Source organism: Sphingobium sp. CFD-2 (genome assembly GCF_024611135.1).
Taxonomy (GTDB): Bacteria; Pseudomonadota; Alphaproteobacteria; order Sphingomonadales; family Sphingomonadaceae; genus Sphingobium; species Sphingobium fuliginis.
Window position 1 is genome coordinate 658,927 of the sequence record NZ_CP084405.1, and the last position, 16,945, is coordinate 675,871.

Annotated in this window: 19 protein-coding genes; 7 read left to right on the forward strand and 12 right to left on the reverse strand. The window is 65.2% G+C overall.

What is annotated here, in order from left to right:
- Positions 1–39 precede the first annotated feature (39 nt).
- From LDB29_RS03150 to LDB29_RS03170, 5 genes are all read left to right on the forward strand, one after another.
- The gene (locus LDB29_RS03150) at positions 40–909 is read left to right on the forward strand and encodes an alpha/beta fold hydrolase (protein ID WP_257556100.1); all 870 of its coding nucleotides are present in this window, start codon (positions 40–42) and stop codon (positions 907–909) included.
- A gap of 15 nt (positions 910–924) precedes the next feature.
- Complete coding sequence (locus tag LDB29_RS03155) at positions 925–2,076, forward strand: glycosyltransferase family 4 protein (RefSeq protein WP_025549389.1); 1,152 nt, start codon at positions 925–927, stop codon at positions 2,074–2,076.
- Positions 2,077–2,170: 94 nt separating this feature from the next.
- Complete coding sequence (locus LDB29_RS03160) at positions 2,171–3,574, forward strand: nitronate monooxygenase family protein (protein ID WP_025549388.1); 1,404 nt, start codon at positions 2,171–2,173, stop codon at positions 3,572–3,574.
- Positions 3,574–3,786 (forward strand): DUF2093 domain-containing protein, encoded by a 213-nt coding sequence (locus tag LDB29_RS03165; RefSeq protein WP_025549387.1) that lies wholly within the window; start codon positions 3,574–3,576, stop codon positions 3,784–3,786. Before LDB29_RS03160 ends, LDB29_RS03165 begins: the two co-directional genes overlap by 1 nt.
- 559 nt (positions 3,787–4,345) lie before the next feature.
- Complete coding sequence (locus LDB29_RS03170; RefSeq protein WP_193666755.1) at positions 4,346–4,501, forward strand: hypothetical protein; 156 nt, start codon at positions 4,346–4,348, stop codon at positions 4,499–4,501.
- A gap of 92 nt (positions 4,502–4,593) precedes the next feature.
- Here the strand turns inward: LDB29_RS03170 and LDB29_RS03175 are convergent, their stop codons facing one another.
- The 5 genes from LDB29_RS03175 to LDB29_RS03195 form a co-directional block, all read right to left on the reverse strand.
- Positions 4,594–6,276: an acyl-CoA dehydrogenase family protein gene (locus tag LDB29_RS03175; RefSeq protein ID WP_025549386.1), complete on the reverse strand. Its 1,683-nt coding sequence runs from the start codon at positions 6,274–6,276 to the stop codon at positions 4,594–4,596.
- Positions 6,273–7,139: an enoyl-CoA hydratase gene (locus tag LDB29_RS03180; RefSeq protein ID WP_257556105.1), complete on the reverse strand. Its 867-nt coding sequence runs from the start codon at positions 7,137–7,139 to the stop codon at positions 6,273–6,275. The genes LDB29_RS03175 and LDB29_RS03180 overlap by 4 nt, the downstream gene beginning before the upstream one ends.
- An 11-nt stretch (positions 7,140–7,150) precedes the next feature.
- Positions 7,151–7,933 carry an SDR family NAD(P)-dependent oxidoreductase gene (locus LDB29_RS03185; protein WP_025549384.1) on the reverse strand — a complete coding sequence of 261 codons (783 nt, stop codon included), beginning with the start codon at positions 7,931–7,933 and terminating at the stop codon, positions 7,151–7,153.
- Positions 7,930–9,183, reverse strand: a complete 1,254-nt coding sequence (locus tag LDB29_RS03190) for a CaiB/BaiF CoA-transferase family protein (protein WP_025549383.1) — start codon at positions 9,181–9,183, stop codon at positions 7,930–7,932. Before LDB29_RS03190 ends, LDB29_RS03185 begins: the two co-directional genes overlap by 4 nt.
- A 141-nt stretch (positions 9,184–9,324) precedes the next feature.
- On the reverse strand, positions 9,325–9,699 hold the full coding sequence (locus LDB29_RS03195; protein WP_025549382.1) for a cytochrome c family protein: 375 nt from the start codon (positions 9,697–9,699) through the stop codon (positions 9,325–9,327).
- 135 nt (positions 9,700–9,834) lie between these two features.
- Here LDB29_RS03195 and LDB29_RS03200 point away from each other — a divergent pair, with 135 nt between their 5' ends.
- Entirely contained in the window at positions 9,835–10,707 is an 873-nt protein-coding gene (locus tag LDB29_RS03200) for a DMT family transporter (protein ID WP_025549381.1), read from the forward strand.
- A 153-nt stretch (positions 10,708–10,860) separates the two neighbouring features.
- Here LDB29_RS03200 and rplI read toward each other — a convergent pair whose 3' ends face one another.
- The 3 genes from rplI to rpsF are packed head-to-tail and all read right to left on the reverse strand — an operon-like array spanning position 10,861 to position 12,131.
- Positions 10,861–11,457 (reverse strand): 50S ribosomal protein L9, encoded by a 597-nt coding sequence (gene rplI / locus LDB29_RS03205; RefSeq protein ID WP_025549380.1) that lies wholly within the window; start codon positions 11,455–11,457, stop codon positions 10,861–10,863.
- Between the two features lie 13 nt (positions 11,458–11,470).
- Positions 11,471–11,695 carry a 30S ribosomal protein S18 gene (gene rpsR / locus LDB29_RS03210; protein WP_004212076.1) on the reverse strand — a complete coding sequence of 75 codons (225 nt, stop codon included), beginning with the start codon at positions 11,693–11,695 and terminating at the stop codon, positions 11,471–11,473.
- Positions 11,696–11,708: 13 nt separating this feature from the next.
- Entirely contained in the window at positions 11,709–12,131 is a 423-nt protein-coding gene (rpsF, locus tag LDB29_RS03215) for a 30S ribosomal protein S6 (RefSeq protein WP_025549379.1), read from the reverse strand.
- 288 nt (positions 12,132–12,419) lie between these two features.
- Here rpsF and LDB29_RS03220 point away from each other — a divergent pair, with 288 nt between their 5' ends.
- Positions 12,420–13,823: a GntP family permease gene (locus LDB29_RS03220; protein WP_025549378.1), complete on the forward strand. Its 1,404-nt coding sequence runs from the start codon at positions 12,420–12,422 to the stop codon at positions 13,821–13,823.
- Between the two features lie 35 nt (positions 13,824–13,858).
- Here LDB29_RS03220 and LDB29_RS03225 read toward each other — a convergent pair whose 3' ends face one another.
- The 4 genes from LDB29_RS03225 to LDB29_RS03240 all read right to left on the reverse strand — a co-directional run bounded on the left by LDB29_RS03225 (position 13,859) and on the right by LDB29_RS03240 (position 16,943).
- Positions 13,859–14,218 (reverse strand): RcnB family protein, encoded by a 360-nt coding sequence (locus tag LDB29_RS03225; RefSeq protein ID WP_025549377.1) that lies wholly within the window; start codon positions 14,216–14,218, stop codon positions 13,859–13,861.
- Between the two features lie 382 nt (positions 14,219–14,600).
- Positions 14,601–14,771 carry a hypothetical protein gene (locus tag LDB29_RS03230; RefSeq protein WP_193666756.1) on the reverse strand — a complete coding sequence of 57 codons (171 nt, stop codon included), beginning with the start codon at positions 14,769–14,771 and terminating at the stop codon, positions 14,601–14,603.
- A gap of 194 nt (positions 14,772–14,965) precedes the next feature.
- On the reverse strand, positions 14,966–16,171 hold the full coding sequence (locus tag LDB29_RS03235) for an ABC transporter permease (RefSeq protein WP_025549376.1): 1,206 nt from the start codon (positions 16,169–16,171) through the stop codon (positions 14,966–14,968).
- 70 nt (positions 16,172–16,241) lie between these two features.
- On the reverse strand, positions 16,242–16,943 hold the full coding sequence (locus LDB29_RS03240) for an ABC transporter ATP-binding protein (protein ID WP_025549375.1): 702 nt from the start codon (positions 16,941–16,943) through the stop codon (positions 16,242–16,244).
- Positions 16,944–16,945 lie beyond the last annotated feature (2 nt).

Consider the following 16,945-nt stretch of genomic DNA (forward strand, 5'->3'; position numbering starts at 1 on the left):
CGGCGATATGGGGGATGCAGGGTGGAAGGATCAAGCAGCTTGAGCAGCTATAGCGACGGATACTGGTGGTCCCCCGATGGGCTGAGGCTCCATTGTCGCGATTATGCTGGCGGCGAAGATGGCCGCCCTCCCTTGCTCTGCCTGCCGGGCCTGACCCGCAACGCCCGCGATTTCGAACCGCTGGCGGCGCGCCTCGCCGGGCCATGGCGCCTCATCTGTCCCGACTTGCGCGGCCGCGCCGAAAGCGCGCAGGCGAAGGACCCGATGACCTATGTCCCGCTCACCTATCTGCAGGACATCAGCCGCCTGCTGGCGGATCTGGCCATCACCCGCTTCGTCGCCATCGGCACGTCGCTGGGCGGCATCATCACCATGCTGATCGCGGCGACCCATCGCGAATGGCTGGCCGGAGCGCTGCTCAACGATGTCGGACCGACGCTGGAGGAGGCGGGGCTGGCGCGCATCCGCACCTATGTCGGCATCGGCCAGTCGCATCCAAGCTGGGTGCACGCCGCCCGCGCGCTGGAGGAATCCAACGGCGACGTCTATCCCGGCTATGGCCTCGACCAATGGCTGGCCATGGCCAAGCGCCTCTACCGCCTCAACAGCGCGGGGCGCGTCGTGCTCGACTATGACATGCGCATAGCGGAGCCGCTGCGGGTCGCGGGCAGCGAGGCGAGCGTCGACATGTGGCCGGTCATGCAGGCCTTTCGCGGAATTCCGACGCTGGTGCTGCGCGGCGAGCGCTCCGACCTGCTCTCCGCGGCCACCGCCGCCCGCATGGTGGAGGACATCGGTCCCGGCGCGGAGTGCGCGGTCATCTCCAATGTCGGTCACGCCCCCGTTCTCGACGAGCCTGAATCCGTCGCCGCCATCGACCGGCTGCTGGCGCGGGTCCTGAATGGCTGAAGCGGCTTGAGCGGCATGGAGCGTTTCGCCGCGGGCCGGCCTCGGCAGATCGACGGGCCGCCCCGGCTGCTGCATGTCCACGGCAGCTTCTCGCTTGGCGGGAAGGAGGCGCGGGCCGTGCGCCTGATGAACCTTTGGGGCGACCGCGCCCGTCACAGCATCGTCAGCGCCGCGCCCCAATTGATGAGCGCGCGGGACGCCATCGACCCCGCCACGCCGGTCGATTTCCCCCAGCCTCCTCCACTCGCCGGCAGGCCGGGCCTCGGGCGTTTCCGGGCGATTGCGGCCTTCCTGTCGGACTACGACCTCATCCTCAGCTATAATTGGGGCGCGATGGATGCGGTGATGGCGCGGCGCATCCATGGCGGTCCGCCGCTGATCCATCATGAGGACGGCTTCAACGCGGATGAGGCGGGCGGCCTCAAGCCGCAGCGCAACCTCTATCGCCGCCTGGCGCTTCAGCGCGCCCATGCGCTGGTCGTCCCGTCCGTCCGGCTCGACGGCATCGCCCGCGAGGTGTGGCGTCAGCCGCCGCGAAAGGTCCACCTGATCCGCAACGGCATAGACACGGCGCGCTATGCCCTGCCGCCTGTGCCGGATGCCATTCCAGCCCTCGACCGCACGGCCGGCAAGCTGCTGGTGGGGACGGTGGCGGGCCTGCGCCCGGTCAAGAACATCCGCCGCCTCGTCCGCGCCGTCGCGCCGCATCGCGACCGGCTGCAACTGGTGGTGGTGGGGGAGGGGCCGGAACGCGACGCCATAGCGGCGGAAGCCAGGGACCACGGACTGGCCGACATCTGCATGGCCGGATTCCTGCCGGAACCGTGGCGCTTCATGGGCCTGTTCGACATCTTCGCTTTGTCTTCCGACAGCGAGCAGTTCCCGATCTCGCTGGTGGAAGCGATGGCGGCGGGCCTGCCCGTCGCATCGACCGATGTGGGGGACGTCGCTGCCATGGTCGCGCCCGAAAACCGGCCGTTCGTCGTCCCGGACGAAGCAGCCCTGTCCTCGGCGCTGGGCGCGCTCGCCGGCGATCCCGGTCTGCGGCAAAGGCTTGGCGAGGCGAACCGCCAACGCGCCTGCCGCGATTTCACCGAAGCCGCCATGGTGGACGCCTATGCCGGCCTTTACGGTCAGGCACTATCCAGCCCCCATATTTTGCGGTAGGGCGCGCCCAAATATTCGTCATCCGACCGTAAAGCTGCTATAGGGCGGCGTTCAGGTGGTCGGGGGCCACGGGATTTTTGCGCGGGAGATTGCGTTGTTCAAGGGGTTGAAGCCCATCGTTTACGGCGGCCGGGAAGTCTGGCCATTGGTCGAAGGCGGCAAGGGGGTAGCCGTTTCCAACCATGCCAGTTCCGGCGCCTGGGCGGCGGCCGGCGGCATCGGCACGGTGTCGGCGGTCAATGCGGACAGCTATGACAGCTTCGGCAACGTCATTCCCCAGATCTATCATGGCCGCACCCGCCGCGACCGCCATGAGGAACTGATCGCCTATGCGATAGACGGCGCGGTCGAACAGGTGAAGCGGGCCTTCGAAATCGCCGGTGGCAAGGGGGCGATCAACATCAACGTGCTCTGGGAAATGGGCGGTGCGCAGCGCGTCCTCCACGGTGTCCTGGAAAAGACGAAGGGAATGGTCGCGGGCGTGACCTGCGGCGCGGGCATGCCCTACAAGCTGTCGGAGATCGCCGCCTCCTACGGCGTCAACTATCTGCCCATCGTCAGTTCCGGCCGCGCCTTCCGCGCCCTGTGGAAGCGCGCCTATTCCAAGGCATCGGAATGGCTGGCGGCGGTGGTCTATGAGGACCCGTGGCTGGCGGGCGGCCATAACGGCCTGTCCAACGCCGAAGATCCCAAGGTGCCGCAGGACCCCTATCCCCGCGTCCGCGACCTGCGCGCCACCATGCGGGAGGGGGGCATTTCCGACGATGTGCCCATCGTCATGGCAGGCGGCGTCTGGGCGCTCAAGGACTGGAACGACTGGATCGACAATCCGGAACTGGGCGCGATCATGTTCCAGTTCGGCACCCGTCCGCTGCTGACGCAGGAAAGCCCGATCCCGCAGGCGTGGAAGGAACGGCTGATGCAGCTGGAGCCGGGCGACGTGCTGCTCCACCGCTTCTCGCCGACCGGCTTCTACAGTTCGGCCGTCCGCAATCCCTTCCTGCGCTCCCTGGAAGCCCGATCGGAACGGCAGATTCCGTTCAGCACCGAACAGGCCGGCGACCATACGCATCAGCTCGACGCCGGCGTGAAGGGCAAGAATTTCTGGGTGACGCGCGGCGACCTTCTGCGCGCCCGCGAATGGGTGGGGCAGGGCTTCACCTCCGCGCTCAAGACGCCGGACAATACGCTCGTCTTCGTGACGGAGGAGGAAAAGGCCGAAATCCGCAAGGACCAGACCGATTGCATGGGCTGCCTCAGCCAGTGCGCCTTTTCAAGCTGGATGGACAGCGAGACCAATTCGACCGGCCGCCTGGCCGATCCGCGCAGCTTCTGCATCCAGAAATCGCTGCAGGAGGCCGTTCATGGCGGCGACCTCGACAAGAATCTGCTCTTCGCGGGCCATGGCGCCTACAAGTTCAAGCAGGACCCCTTCTATTCGAACGGGTTCGTGCCGACCGTGAAGCAACTTGTCGACCGCATCCTGACCGGCGACTGATGGCGGACATTCAGGGATTGGCGGTGCTGCACTACGACACGCCGCATTTTGAGGTCATGCGTCCGGGACAGTTCGTCCTTTGCGCGGTTTCCGGCGCGCGCATCGATCTGGAAGACCTCAAATATTGGAGCGCTGAGTTTCAGGAGGCCTATAAGGGACCGGAGGAGGCGACCCGTTCCTTCCTGAACCATCGCGGCGCGGATTTTCGGTAAAGGTCTGAATTCAGGCGAATTGCTGGAATTTTATCGGGACCGGCCACGCCCGGGCCTTTTTGCACGGCGGCGGTTCAAGCCTCTGCTTTTTCCATCCGGCGCTTTTATGTCTCCGCCTGCCGCACTTATCCTATTCCTTTGTCCCCGCTGATGGTTTATCCTTCATGAACGAAGCGACGGAGATCGCTCGACCGAGGAAGGATGTAAGCGATGTCGCGGATCGACATTTTTGGTGATCGCCTCTGTGTTGTGACGAGCCTGCTGATCGTGGGCTGGTTCCTTTATAATGTGGCGTTCTGACGGGCGTCCCACCTCGTTCCGGACGGCTCGCTTCCACCCGCAGGACGGTTCCGCGTCCCCCATATCGTGAAACCTGTGGTCTCGCCGTCTTAAGCAAAGCTTTCTTCCATCTCTCTACAAATTGAGTAGATATATTGCCGAGCGCAACGCTCCGCGGCTTTTGAAGGATGTCAGCTTGCTCCGCGTCACCAACGGCTAAAGCGCACGGTACTGAAGCGACGACGCAAGGTTTCGTGTTCCTCCTCGACAGGAGAAGACGATGACCCAGAATGCCACTCGTGCCCGCCGGCAACGCCGTTTCGGCTCCAGCCCGCAAATCCACATCCCCCATTCCTCCTGGACACGTCCCGAACGCGGGTCCGAAACCGCGACGCCGGTCAAACCCGACGAGTTCTGGAGCCGCCTGGGGCTTTAAACCCAGGCGCTCGCGAAAAGGGGGGTGGGCCGCCGGAACCGTGGTTCAGGGGAGTCTACGCGCCCCGCCGCCTTTCGCCATGAGCCGCCTTCTCAATTCCCGCCGTCCAGCAGCCGCCGTGCGATCACCTGCGCCTGGATTTCCCCCGCGCCCTCGAAGATGTTCAGGATGCGCGCATCCGCGAGCAGGCGGCTCACCTGATATTCGGTCGCAAAGCCGTTGCCGCCATGAATCTGCAACGCATTGTCGGCCGCCGCCCAGGCGACGCGGGCGCCGATCAGCTTGGCCATGCCGGCCTCCAGGTCGCAGCGCTTCCCCTCATCCTTGCGGCGCGCGGCGAAATAGGTGAGCTGGCGCGCGCCCATGATCTCCGCCGCCATCATCGCCAGCTTGTTGGCGACACGGGGGAAGTCGAAGATCGGGCGGCCGAACTGCTTGCGGTCGAGCGCATAGGAAAGGCCGATGTCGAGCGCGGCCTGCGCCACGCCGATGGCGCGGGCGGCCGTCTGGATTCGCGCGGATTCGAATGTCGCCATGAGCTGCTTGAAGCCCTGCCCCTCAACGCCCCCCAGCAGGTTCTGGGCGGGCACGCGGAAATCGTCGAAGCCGATCTCATATTCCTTCATGCCGCGATAGCCGATCACCTCGATCTCGCCGCCGCTCATGCCCGGCGTGGGGAAGGGATCGGCCACCGTGCCGCGCTGCTTGGGCGCGATCAGCATGGAAAGGCCGCTGTAATTCTTCGTGCCGGGATCGGTGCGGACCAGCAGCGTCATCACGTCCGCGCGGGCGGCGTGGGTGATCCACGTCTTGTTGCCGTTCACCCGATATTCGCCATCGGCCAGCGCCGCGCGAGTGCGCAGCGAACCCAGGTCCGAACCGGTGTCGGGCTCCGTGAAGACGGCGGTCGGCAGGATCGATGCATTGGCGATCTGCGGCAGCCAATGGGCCTTCTGCCCGTCGGTGCCGCCGGTCAGGATCAGTTCCGCCGCGATTTCGGATCGGGTGGCGAGCGACCCCACGCCGATCCATCCGCGCGACAGTTCCTCCGACACGACGCACATGGCGGTCTTGCCCATGCCCAGCCCGCCGAACGCTTCCGGAATGGTCATGCCGAACACGCCCATTGCGCCCAGTTCCTCGACCAGGGGCAGGGGGATCAATTCATCCTTCAGATGCCAGTCATGGGCGAAGGGCGCGACCTTCTCGTTCGAAAAGGCGAAGAACTGCTCGCGCACCATGTCGAACATTTCGTCCAGCCCGCAATTTTCCAGCGTGGCATGACCCCGCCGGGCAATGAGGTGGCGGGCGATGGCCGATTTCACCGCCTGCCCGCCGCCCTCACGGACAAGGGTGCGGAAAGCAGGCGCGTCGAGCGTCGACAGGTCGTCGGTCAGGTCGGTGGCGCGGATCACCTCGCCCTGGTTCATGGAAATGCCGCCCAGCATCTGCGCGCCATATTCCGCGAACAGGAGTTGGGCGAGCAGCGCCTCGACCTCCCCGAACGCGCCCTGCGCGTCGAGATGGGCGGCCCAGTTGGCGACCTCCCGCATCATCTCCGCATAGGAGGCGAACCAGCCGAAGCCGTGGACGACATGCTGCTCCACATCGGCCAGCACGCGGTCGACCTGTCCCTTGTCGTTGGCGATGCGCGCCTTCACCTGCGGTTGGACGGCGGCGACGAAGGCCTGTGCGGCATCCGCCGCGCCCGAAAGCAGCGCGGGAAGGCCGGGAAGGACCAGCACCGTCTTTTCCAGTTCCACTGCCGCGCTCATCCTTCGCCGGCCTGCTTCTTGTTGGCCGTCGCCATCGCCGTGGCGTCCAGCCCGCCGACGAGATTGCCGGTCATCAGCTGGTTATGCGCATGGGCCAGGTGGTGCATGTGGAACACGCCGTCCATCGCCTGCCGCTTGCCGCGCAGGTCTTCCACGAAGTTGAACGCCTGCTTGGTAAGCGCCATTCCGAAGCGGTCATGCTGGGCGATTTCGGCGGCGATCTTCGCGACTTCCTCACGCAGCGTCTCGCGCGGGAAAATCTCGTTCACCATGCCGAACTGATAGGCGCGCTGGGCCGGCATGCGGCGGCCGAGTAGCAGCAGTTCGCGGGCGACGCGCGGCGGCAGTTCGAAGGCATGGGCGAAATATTCGACCCCCGGCTGGGCCATGCGCTGCACCGGGTCCTGGAAGAAGGCGTCCTCCGACGCGACGATCAGGTCGCAGACCCAGGCCAGCATCAGCCCGCCCGCGATGCAGGCGCCCTGCACCATGGCGATCATCGGCTTGGGAATTTCCTGCCAGCGGCGGCAGAGGCCGAGATAGCCGTCTTGCTCCAGCACATATTGCCGCTCCGCGCCGCCCTTGTTGAGGTGATCCCACCAAAGGGTCGTGCGGAACCGGGGCATGTTGCTGTCCTTCTCCGGCGTGCCGATGTCGTGGCCGGCGGAAAAATGCTTGCCTTCGCCGCCCAGCACGATGACCTTCACTTCGTCATCCTCGACCGCGCGCTTGAACGCATTGTCGAGCTGCCCAAGCAGCCGGTAATTCTGCGCATTGCTATATTGCGGGCGGTTCAGCATCACCCATGCGACGCCGTCCTCGACCCTGTAGGTCACATATTCAGGCTGCACTTCCTCGGACATGGTCGCTCTCCTCAGCGCGGCGGCATGCGCAGGCCGCCGTCCAGCCGCACATATTCGCCGTTCCAATAGTCATTCTCGATCATCGCCAGCGCCATGGCGGCGAACTCTTCCGGCTTGCCGAAGCGCTTGGGGAAGGGGACCGTGGCCGACAGCGCGTCGCGCACCTTGTCGCTCGCCCGCGCCATCAGCGGCGTGTCGAAAATGCCGGGCAGGATCGCGTTGACGCGGATGCCCTCGCCCATCAGGTCGCGGGCCATGGGGAGCGTCAGGCTGACGATGCCGCCCTTCGACGCGCTATAGGCCGCCTGGCCGATCTGGCCGTCCACCGCCGCCGCGCTGGATGTGTTGATGATCACGCCCCGCGCATTGTCCTCCAGCGGCTCCAGCGTCAGCATCCCCGCCGCCGACTTGGCGCAGCAGCGGAAGGTGCCGATCAGGTTGATCTGGACGATCCGTTCGAACTGGTCGGTGGGGAAGGCCCTGATCGCGCCGGTTTCGCGGTCGCGCGAGGCGGTCTTGACGACATTGCCGGTGCCCGCGCAATTGACGATGATCCGTTCCTGCCCATGGGCGGCGCGGGCCTGTTCGAATCCCGCATCGACCGATGCTTCGTCGGTGACGTCGACCTTGCAGAAGGTGCCGCCGATTTCGGCTGCGACCCTGTTCCCCGTCTCCTCGTTGAAGTCGAACAGGGCGACCTTCACCCCCCTGGCGGCGAGCGCGCGGGCGGTCGCTTCGCCCAGCCCGGATGCGCCGCCCGTCACGATGGCGGCAACGCTGTTGTCGAGTTTCATGCTTCTGTTCCCTCCTGGGCAGGGCGCTGGGCGATCGCACCTTCGGCGGCCAGCGCATCGAGCGCCGCATCGTCGAGGCCGAGCCACTGGCCCAATATCTCGCGGCTATGTTCGCCCACGCGGGGCGGGCAATATCGGTAGTCGGCGGGCGTGGCGGACAGCTTGCCCGGATAGGCGACGGTCGGAATCTCCACCCCATCCTCTTCCCGGCGGAAGCGGTGGACGGTCTGCCGCGCCGCGATGAAAGGGTCTTCGAACACGTCCCTGATCGTATTGACCGGCCCGGCGGGCACGCCCGCCGCGACGAAGCGCGCCATCAGCGCGTCGCGGGGGAAGGGGCGGACGATCTCCTGCACCTTCGCCTCGATTTCCTCGCGGTTGATCAGCCGCTGGGCGCTGGTGGCGAAGCGCGGATCGGTGCCGAGTTCCGAATGGCCCATTTCCGTGCAGAAGGCGCGGAACTGCCGGTCGTTGCCAATGGCGATGATCATCACGCCGTCCGCCACCTCGAACGTCTTGTAGGGCACGACGGTCGGATGGCGGTTGCCCAGGCGCCCCGGCACCACATTGCCGACGAGCCAGTTCATGCCCTGATTGGCGAGCATCGCGATCTGGGTGTCGAGCAGCGACACGTCGATCTGCTGCCCCTCGCCGGTTCGTTCGGCATGACGCAGCGCCATCAGGATGGAGACGGTGGCGAACATGCCGGTCGACAGGTCCGCCATGGCGACGCCGGCGCGTAGCGGGCCGCCATCCTCTTCCCCCGTGATGCTCATGAAGCCGCCCATGCCCTGCGCCACGAAGTCGTAGCCGCCACGATCGGCATAGGGGCCGGTCTGGCCGAAGCCGGTGATGGAGCAATAGACGAGGCGCGGGTTCACGCCACGAAGGCTCTCATAATCGAGGCCGTATTTCTTCAGGCCGCCGACCTTGAAATTCTCGACCACTATGTCGGCCTGCGCGGCGAGCTTGCGGATGAGGTCCGCGCCCTGCGGCGTCGCAAGGTTGATCGCGGCGGAACGCTTGTTGCGGTTGCAGGACAGATAATAGGCGCTGGTGCCGATCTCCGGCTCGCCATCCGCGCCGGTCAGATAGGGCGGCCCCCAGGCGCGGGTGTCGTCGCCATGGCCGGGCAGCTCGATCTTGATCACATCCGCGCCGAAATCGGCCAGGATCTGCGTCGACCAGGGGCCGGCGAGGACCCGCGAAAGGTCCAGCACCTTCACCCCTTCGAGAGCGCGGGCGTTCATGCCTGCGCTCCCGTCATCATCCTGTCGTCGGAAAATCGCATCCGCTCCTGTCCCTGAAGTTCTGCTGCATCGCTTGACTCAACAGATAGCGGGACAGGGCGGCTAGCGCAATGATTTTTGCACTATAGGATAGTTTTCAGATCATTTCTTGCCCGCCGTGGCGAGATAGGCGATCAGATTGGCGCGATCCGCGGGGTTGGGCAGGCCCGCGAAGATCATCTTGCTGCCCGGCACCTTCGCCGTCGGCTTGGCCAGGAAGGCGTCGAGCGACTTTGCGTCCCAACGGATCTTGGCGTTCTTCATCGCCGCCGAATAGGCGAAACCCGGAACCGTGCCGGACGTCCGGCCCACCACGCCGGCCAGCGAAGGGCCCAGCCGGTTGACCCCCGGATCGACCGTGTGGCACGCCATGCAGCGGGCGAAAACCGCCTTGCCCTTGGCGGCGTCGCCCGCCTGGGCGAGTGCGGGGCTCGCAATCAGCGTGGCAGCGGCAAGCGCGACGAATTTCGAAATCATCAGTTATCCTCTTCCCTTCATGACCGGCTGGAATCTATACCAGTGTGCATAAATAACAAATAGCAGCCTGAGTCTGAACAGGAATTGAAGATCGGACCGGAAGAAGGACATGCGATGGAGGGTGGTGGAGAGGCCATGCGGCGCTTCGGGCCGCTGGGAATGGTCCTGGCCCTGCTGGTGAACCTGATGTTCGCGCTCAACGTGATCGCGATGAAGGTGGTGGTGGACGCCACCGCGCCGCTGCTGTCGGTGGCGCTGCGCATGGGGGTGGTGTTCCTGCTGTGCGCGCCCGCGATCCGGTCGCTGCCCGGGCGGACGGGCTGGCTGGCGCTCTACGGGTTCCTGAACGGCGGCTTGTTCCTGCTGCTGCTGAACATCGCGCTGTTCATGGCCACCAATGTCGGCGCCCTGGCCATTGCGGGGCAGCTCAGCGTGCCTTTCTCCCTGCTGCTGGGCGCGCTGCTGCTGGGGGAAAAGCTCAACGCGCGCAAGGTCGCGGGGGTCATGCTGGCCTTTGCCGGAGTCGCGGCGCTGGTTTTCGATCCGCACATCCTGACCGAAGTGCCTGCCGTGCTGGTGATGGCGAGCGCGGCGATGACCTGGGGCGGCGCCACGCTGGTGCAGCGCAGGCTGGCGGGCGTCAGCGTGATGAACGGCCAGGCCTGGAATGGCCTGATGGGCGCCCTGACCCTCGCTCCCTTCGCGCTGATGTTCGAACGGCCGGCCATCGCGGGCCTGGCGCATGTCGGATGGGTGCCGGCGGCCTGGTTCGCCTTCAGCTGCCTTGGGTCGACGATCATCGGGCAGGGAACGCTGGCCTGGCTGCTCCAGCGCTATCCGATCTCGACGATCATGCCATTGATGCTGGCGGCGCCGGTGATGTCGACGGTGTTCGCCTCGCTTTATTTCGGAACCCCCATCACCGCCGTGATGATCGGTGGCGGGACGCTGGCGCTGGCCGGCGTGACGATCATCGCCCTGTCGCCGGACCGCAAGGCGAGGGGCTGAGCTTCACGTCGCGGATAGGGTTGGAAAGCGATGTTTCCACGGACCTTCCAACCCACCGGAAAGTCTCTCACCCATTCGAGGCATATGCCCGGCAACAACAAAAAAGCCGCCCGGTGAGGGGCGGCTTTCCTGTTATCGTCCGGAAAGGAAAACTCAGGCTTCTTCGGCCGGAGCTTCTTCGGCTTCCACGGCGATTTCGCCGGGTTCCGCATTCGGATCGTAATCTTCGGTGAAGCCGCTTTCGTCCTTTTCGAACAGATCGGCCATCACATCGACGCCCTGCGACTGAAGTTCGGCTTCTTCCGGCGAGCGGGCGACGTTCACCGTGACGGTGACGGCCACTTCGGGGTGCAGCGCGACCTTGACGTCGAACACGCCGAGCGTCTTGATCGGGCGCTCCAGAACCACCATCGCCTTGGTGACGTTGGTGACGCCATCGGCGTGCAGCGCTTCGACGACGTCACGGACGGCGACCGAACCATAGAGGTGGCCGGCGTTCGACGACTGGCGGATCAGGACGATCTGCTTGCCGTTCACGCCTTCGGCAGCCTTTTCGGCGTCCGAGCGGCGAGCGGCGTTGTCGGCCTCGATCTTCGCGCGGTTCGCTTCGAAGACCTTCTTGTTGGCGGCGTTCGAACGCAGCGCCTTCTTGTTGGGCAGCAGGTAGTTACGCGCGTAACCGTCCTTCACGGTGACGACGTCGCCGATGGCGCCCAGCTTCTCGATGCGTTCAAGGAGAATGATTTCCATGGGTCTTTCTCCCTTACTTCACGATATAGGGCAGCAGGCCCAGGTGACGGGCGCGCTTGATGGCCTGGGCCAGCTCGCGCTGCTTCTTGGCGGACACCGCGGTGATGCGGCTGGGGACGATCTTGCCGCGTTCGGACACGAAGCCCTGCAGCAGACGGACGTCCTTGTAATCGATCTTCGGCGCATCCTTGGCGGCGAAGGGGCAGCTCTTGCGGCGGCGGAAAAACGGGCGTGCCATGGTTCAGATCTCCTTATTCGCCGGCGGCTTCTTCGCGCTCGCGGCGCGGGCCGCGATCGCCCCCACGATCATTGCGGTCGCCACGATCGCCGCGCGGACCGCGTTCGGCGCGTTCCTGCTTGCGCATCATGACCGACGGACCGGTCTCCAGCTCATCGACCTTGATGGTCATGTAGCGGATGATGTCTTCGTTGATCTGCGTCTGGCGCTCCAGTTCCGCGACGACGCCGGCCGGGGCGTCGATGTTCAGCATCACATAATGCGCCTTGCGGTTCTTGGCGATCTTGTAGGCCAGCGAGCGCAGGCCCCAGGTCTCGACCTTCGTCACCTTGCCCTGCATATCCTCGACGATCTTGGTGGCGGTTTCCGCCAGAGCGTCCACCTGCGCCTGTGCCAGATCCTGGCGCGCAAGGAACACATGCTCGTAAAGAGCCATGGGTATTGCCTCATCTGTTGGCCGATCGCTGACGCCCACCCCATGTGGAACGCCCCTCCGGCTGTCGTCTCAAGCATTGATTCGCGCGACCGCGAGTCACCCCGGGTCGTGCGAAGCGGCGCCTATGACGGAAATGCGCGGGAAAGGCAAGGGCGGATCGGCGCAGCAGGGGCACGCAATTTTACCGTTCGGGATGAGCTTGTCGAAGCCCTTTTCTTCTTTAATCTCGGTTGCAAGGATTGACGGGCGGGCTTCGACAGGTTCAGCCCGAACGGAGGGGGGTATCTTATGGCGGTCGGAATAGCGGCCCTGTCGCTGATATTGCTGATGGTCGCGGCCTATCGGGGGATGAGCGTCATCGTGATGGCGCCGCTGCTGGCGATGCTGGCCGTGTTCCTGACCGATCCCGCCGCCGTGCCAGCGGTCTTTTCCGGCGTTTTCATGGAAAGGGTGGGAAGCTTCCTGAAGCTTTATTTCCCGGTATTCCTGCTCGGCGCGCTGTTCGGCAAGCTGATAGAGGTTTCCGGCTTCTCGCGCGCGATCGTGACCGCCGTGATCGGGCTGGTGGGGGCAGGCCAGGCGATCCCCGCGATCATGCTGGTGTCGGCGCTGCTGACCTATGGCGGCGTTTCGGTGTTCGTGGCGGTGTTCGCCGTCTATCCCTTCGCCGCGGAGATGTTCCGGCAGGGCGACATTCCCAAGCGGCTGATACCCGCGACCATCGGTCTTGGCGCCATCACCTTCACCATGGATGCGATGCCGGGAACGCCGCAGATCCAGAACATCATCCCGACCAGCTTCTTCGGCACGACCGCCTGGGCGGCGCCGGTGCTGGGTCTGGCAGGATCGGTCTGCATCATGGGTCTGGGCCTCACCTATCTGGGCTGGCGCAGGCGCGCGATGCAGGCGGCGGGGGAGGGCTATGGCGCGCCGGAGACCCTGGTGAACGAGCCGGAAGCCGCGGACCGGGGCGATCGGACCGTGCATCCGCTGATCGCCCTGCTGCCGCTGCTGGTGGTGGGATTGGGCAATCTGGCGCTGACCATGCTGATCCCGCGCCTTGTGGCGGGGGAGGAGGTGGCCGTGTCGCTGGCCGGCCTGACTGATCCCGTCGTGGTGAAGGTGGCTCAGGTCGCCGCGCTCTGGGCGGTGGAGGGCGCCCTGCTGCTGGGCATAGGGACGATCCTGCTCTTCGCTTTCCCGCAAGTGGCGCGGCGCTTTGCCGATGGGTCGAAGGCGGCCGTGGGCGGCGCGCTGCTGGCGGGGATGAATACGGCGGTCGAATATGGCTTCGGCGCGGTGATCGCCGCGCTGCCGGGTTTTCTGGCGGTGAAGGAAGCGCTGAAGGCCGTGCCCGATCCACTGGTCAACGAGGCGATTACCGTGACGTCGCTTGCCGGGATCACCGGCTCGGCTTCGGGTGGGCTGTCGATCGCGCTTGCCGCCATGGCGGAACAGTTCGCGGCGGCGGGCGATGCGGCGGGCATCCCGCGCGAGGTGCTGCACCGGGTGGCCTCCATGGCGAGCGGAGGGATGGACAGCCTGCCGCACAATGGCGCGATCATCACCTTGCTGGCGGTGACGGGCCTGACGCACCGGCAGGCCTATAAGGATATTTTCGCTCTGACGTTGATCAAGACCTTCACCGTCTTCGTGGTGATCGCGGTCTATTATCTGACGGGGCTGGTATAGGACGCCCCGGAGCGCGGCTCCGGGGCGTCTCGGCCTTAACGGATCGCGCCGGTGACGACCGATGCGATGATGCCGCTGGCGATGGCGACCAACAGCGCGTCATTGCCCGAACGAACCCAATGATAGCCGCGCGGCGGGGTGCGCAGGCGATAGCCGCGATAATTGTCGATCACGCGATAGTTGCTCGCATGGCGGCGGTCGAAACGCTGACCCTTGGCCCAGCGGCGATGATTGTCCTTGCGGATCACCGTGGTCTTGGTGACGGTGCGGCCATGGGGACCATGCTTCACCACCTGATGCACTTCCCGCTGCGGCGCGGCCTGGGCCTGGCTGACGACCATGGGGCTTGCGATCATGGTGGTGGCGGTCAGCGCCGCGAGAAACTTCCTGAACATGGACTTGCTCCTTCTTCTTCGATCTTGCCGCCGGCTGTCCGGCGTTGAAGCAGAAATAGGACGCATTTGTCGCAGGCTTGTGCCATCGGTCAGCAAAGAATGTCGGAAATTGTAACAGATGCGGAATTAGTCTGAATATCGGTTCATAATTCCTGTTTTTCCAGTGATTTGCATGAATGTCCGTTCAGCTTTTCGAAGAAGGCGTATTTCCATTTTCCGCCTGAGCCATGGCATGGAAGGCTTCAGGGCTTCGTTCCGGAGCGCGCTGCGTCAGGTGGATCGGACGCAGGCCGGACGCTTCAGGTTTCTGTCGCCACCTCTGCTTTATCGCCAGCCGGCGCCCCCTTTGGCGCACGATGGTGGGTAGAAGGCGCGGATGAGGTCAGTCGGAAAGCGGCGTTGCCGTCACGACCATGCGCTGGAGCAGGATCGGACGGTCCTTGCCCTCCAGCACGGGTGCGGGCCGGGGACCGGGGACGCCGCCCCAGGGGCCGACGCCCAGGCCGAACAGCAGGGCGCAGGCCGACAGGCCCAGAATGGCGGTCTTGATCATGATCTCCCTTTCGCAATGCCCTGCGGGCGTCATGGGGGAGCGATAGGCGGCGCTTGTCGCAGGACTGTGCCGGCAGCCAAAAAAATTGTGAGAAAATGTAACGGGCAGGGGGAATTGAATGTTTCCCGCGAAGGCGGGAGCCCGGTCCCAGACCCGGAACCGGCGCCCTGCCTGCGCCATGAACAAGCCATCGCCTATTCGTGGCGCAGGGCGTCTATCGGGTTGAGCGCGGCGGCGCGGCGGGCCGGAAAATAGCCGAAGACGACACCGATCGCGGCCGAGAAGAGGAAGGCGATCAGATTCACCTTCACATCGAAGATGAAGGGCACCTGCATCAGCGGAGCGATCGCGACCGAGGCGATCAGCGCCAGGAACAGGCCGATCAGCCCGCCCAGGCAGGACAGCACGATGGCCTCGACCAGAAACTGCATCAGCACTTCGCGAGCGACCGCGCCGATGGCGAGGCGGATGCCGATCTCGCGGGTGCGCTCCGTCACCGACACCAGCATGATGTTCATGATGCCGATGCCCCCCACCAGCAGGGAAATCGCCGCCACCGCCGCCACGATCTGCGTCAATATAGTGGTGGTGCCGGTCAGCGTGTCGCTGATCTGCTTGGTGTCGAAGACGTTGAAATTATCTTCCGCGCCCGGCTTCACCTTGCGGCGTTCGCGCATCAGCTCCTCCAGGCTGGTCTGGACCGTGCTGGTGTCATAGGCGTCGTCCACCGCGACCATGATCTGGCTGATGTCGCGGTCGCCGGTGAAGCGGCGCTGGACGAACTTGATCGGCATGACCACCACATCGTCCTGATCCCCGAAGCCGCCCTGGCCCCGTGTCGCGAGCGCGCCGATCACCTGGCAGGATACGCCCTTGATGCGTATGCGCTTGCCGATGGGGTCATTGCTCTGGAACAGGTTGGTGCGCACCGTATTGCCGATGATGCAGACGGGTTTTCCCGCTTCCTCCTCCTCCGGCATGAAAAGGCGGCCGGTGTCGGCCTTCCAGCTTTGCACCTCGAAATAGGCGGCGGTGGTGCCATAGACGGTGGTGGACCAGTTGCTGCCTTCATAGATGGCCGTGCCGCTCGACTGCACCATCGGTGCGACCGCGCGGACGCCGGTAAGCTGGTTCTCGATGGCGGTCAGGTCGGCGGGCTTGAAGTCGGGCGGGCGCGGTCCGCCGCCGCCCCGGCCGAACCCCTGGCCGGGACGAAGTTGCAGCACATTGGCGCCAAGCGAGCTGATCTGTTCGCGCACGGCGGCGGTCGCGCCATTGCCCAGCGTGACCATGGTGACGACCGCCGCCACGCCGATGATGATGCCCAGCGTGGTGAGGAAGCTGCGCAGCTTGTGCCGGTTGATCGCGCGAAAGGCGAGGATGACGGTGGTGCCCAGCATCTTCAGCGCGCGCCTTCGTTCATTTCCGTCATCCCCGCGAAGGAGGGAATGACGGGGGAAAATATCGCCATCACGCCGTCACTCCCTGTTCGACCCGCTCCACCAACCCATCCTTGAAATGCACGATGGTCCGCGCGAAGGCCGCCATGTCCGGCTCATGCGTCACCATCAGCACGGTGATGCCGCCATTGCGGTTGAGGTCGGTCAGCAGTTCCATGATCTCCACCGATCTTTCGGAATCGAGGTTGCCGGTCGGCTCGTCCGCCAGCAGCACGTCGGGCTGGGTCACGATGGCGCGGGCGATGGCGACGCGCTGCTGCTGCCCGCCGGACAGTTCGGCGGGCGTATGGTCCCACCAGTCCTTCAGGCCCACCTTGTCGAGCGCCGCCATGCCCGCCTCATATCGGGTCTTCTTGTCCTCGCCGCGATAGAGCAGGGGCAGTTCGACATTTTCCAGCGCCGTGGTGCGGGACAGCAGGTTGAACCCCTGGAACACGAAGCCCAGATAGCGGCGGCGCAGCAGGGCGCGCTGGTCGCGGTCGAGCGTTTCGACATGACGGCCCTTGAACAGGAACTCCCCGCCGGAGGGCACGTCGAGGCAGCCCAATATGTTCATCGTCGTCGACTTGCCGGAGCCCGAAGGCCCCATGACCGCCACGAAATCGCCTTGCGCAATGTCGAGGTCGATGCCCTTCAGCGCCTGAAAGGCGGTCGGGCCGGAGCCATAGACCTTGGTGACGCCGCGAAGGGAGATGATCGGATCGGCGGCCATGC

Excerpts from the sequence above, each read along its gene's own strand:
- LDB29_RS03165 (WP_025549387.1), top strand. The coding sequence starts at position 3,574 with ATGGCGGACATTCAGGGATTGGCGGTGCTGCACTACGACACGCCGCAT.
- LDB29_RS03240 (WP_025549375.1), bottom strand. The coding sequence starts at position 16,943 with ATGGCCGCCGATCCGATCATCTCCCTTCGCGGCGTCACCAAGGTCTAT.
- LDB29_RS03220 (WP_025549378.1), top strand. The coding sequence starts at position 12,420 with ATGGCGGTCGGAATAGCGGCCCTGTCGCTGATATTGCTGATGGTCGCG.
- rpsR (WP_004212076.1), bottom strand. The coding sequence starts at position 11,695 with ATGGCACGCCCGTTTTTCCGCCGCCGCAAGAGCTGCCCCTTCGCCGCC.
- LDB29_RS03180 (WP_257556105.1), bottom strand. The coding sequence starts at position 7,139 with ATGTCCGAGGAAGTGCAGCCTGAATATGTGACCTACAGGGTCGAGGAC.
- LDB29_RS03225 (WP_025549377.1), bottom strand. The coding sequence starts at position 14,218 with ATGTTCAGGAAGTTTCTCGCGGCGCTGACCGCCACCACCATGATCGCA.
- LDB29_RS03175 (WP_025549386.1), bottom strand. The coding sequence starts at position 6,276 with ATGAGCGCGGCAGTGGAACTGGAAAAGACGGTGCTGGTCCTTCCCGGC.
- LDB29_RS03200 (WP_025549381.1), top strand. The coding sequence starts at position 9,835 with ATGCGGCGCTTCGGGCCGCTGGGAATGGTCCTGGCCCTGCTGGTGAAC.
- LDB29_RS03170 (WP_193666755.1), top strand. The coding sequence starts at position 4,346 with ATGACCCAGAATGCCACTCGTGCCCGCCGGCAACGCCGTTTCGGCTCC.
- rplI (WP_025549380.1), bottom strand. The coding sequence starts at position 11,457 with ATGGAAATCATTCTCCTTGAACGCATCGAGAAGCTGGGCGCCATCGGC.
- LDB29_RS03230 (WP_193666756.1), bottom strand. The coding sequence starts at position 14,771 with ATGATCAAGACCGCCATTCTGGGCCTGTCGGCCTGCGCCCTGCTGTTC.
- LDB29_RS03195 (WP_025549382.1), bottom strand. The coding sequence starts at position 9,699 with ATGATTTCGAAATTCGTCGCGCTTGCCGCTGCCACGCTGATTGCGAGC.
- LDB29_RS03155 (WP_025549389.1), top strand. The coding sequence starts at position 925 with ATGGAGCGTTTCGCCGCGGGCCGGCCTCGGCAGATCGACGGGCCGCCC.
- rpsF (WP_025549379.1), bottom strand. The coding sequence starts at position 12,131 with ATGGCTCTTTACGAGCATGTGTTCCTTGCGCGCCAGGATCTGGCACAG.
- LDB29_RS03190 (WP_025549383.1), bottom strand. The coding sequence starts at position 9,183 with ATGAACGCCCGCGCTCTCGAAGGGGTGAAGGTGCTGGACCTTTCGCGG.
- LDB29_RS03185 (WP_025549384.1), bottom strand. The coding sequence starts at position 7,933 with ATGAAACTCGACAACAGCGTTGCCGCCATCGTGACGGGCGGCGCATCC.
- LDB29_RS03235 (WP_025549376.1), bottom strand. The coding sequence starts at position 16,171 with ATGCTGGGCACCACCGTCATCCTCGCCTTTCGCGCGATCAACCGGCAC.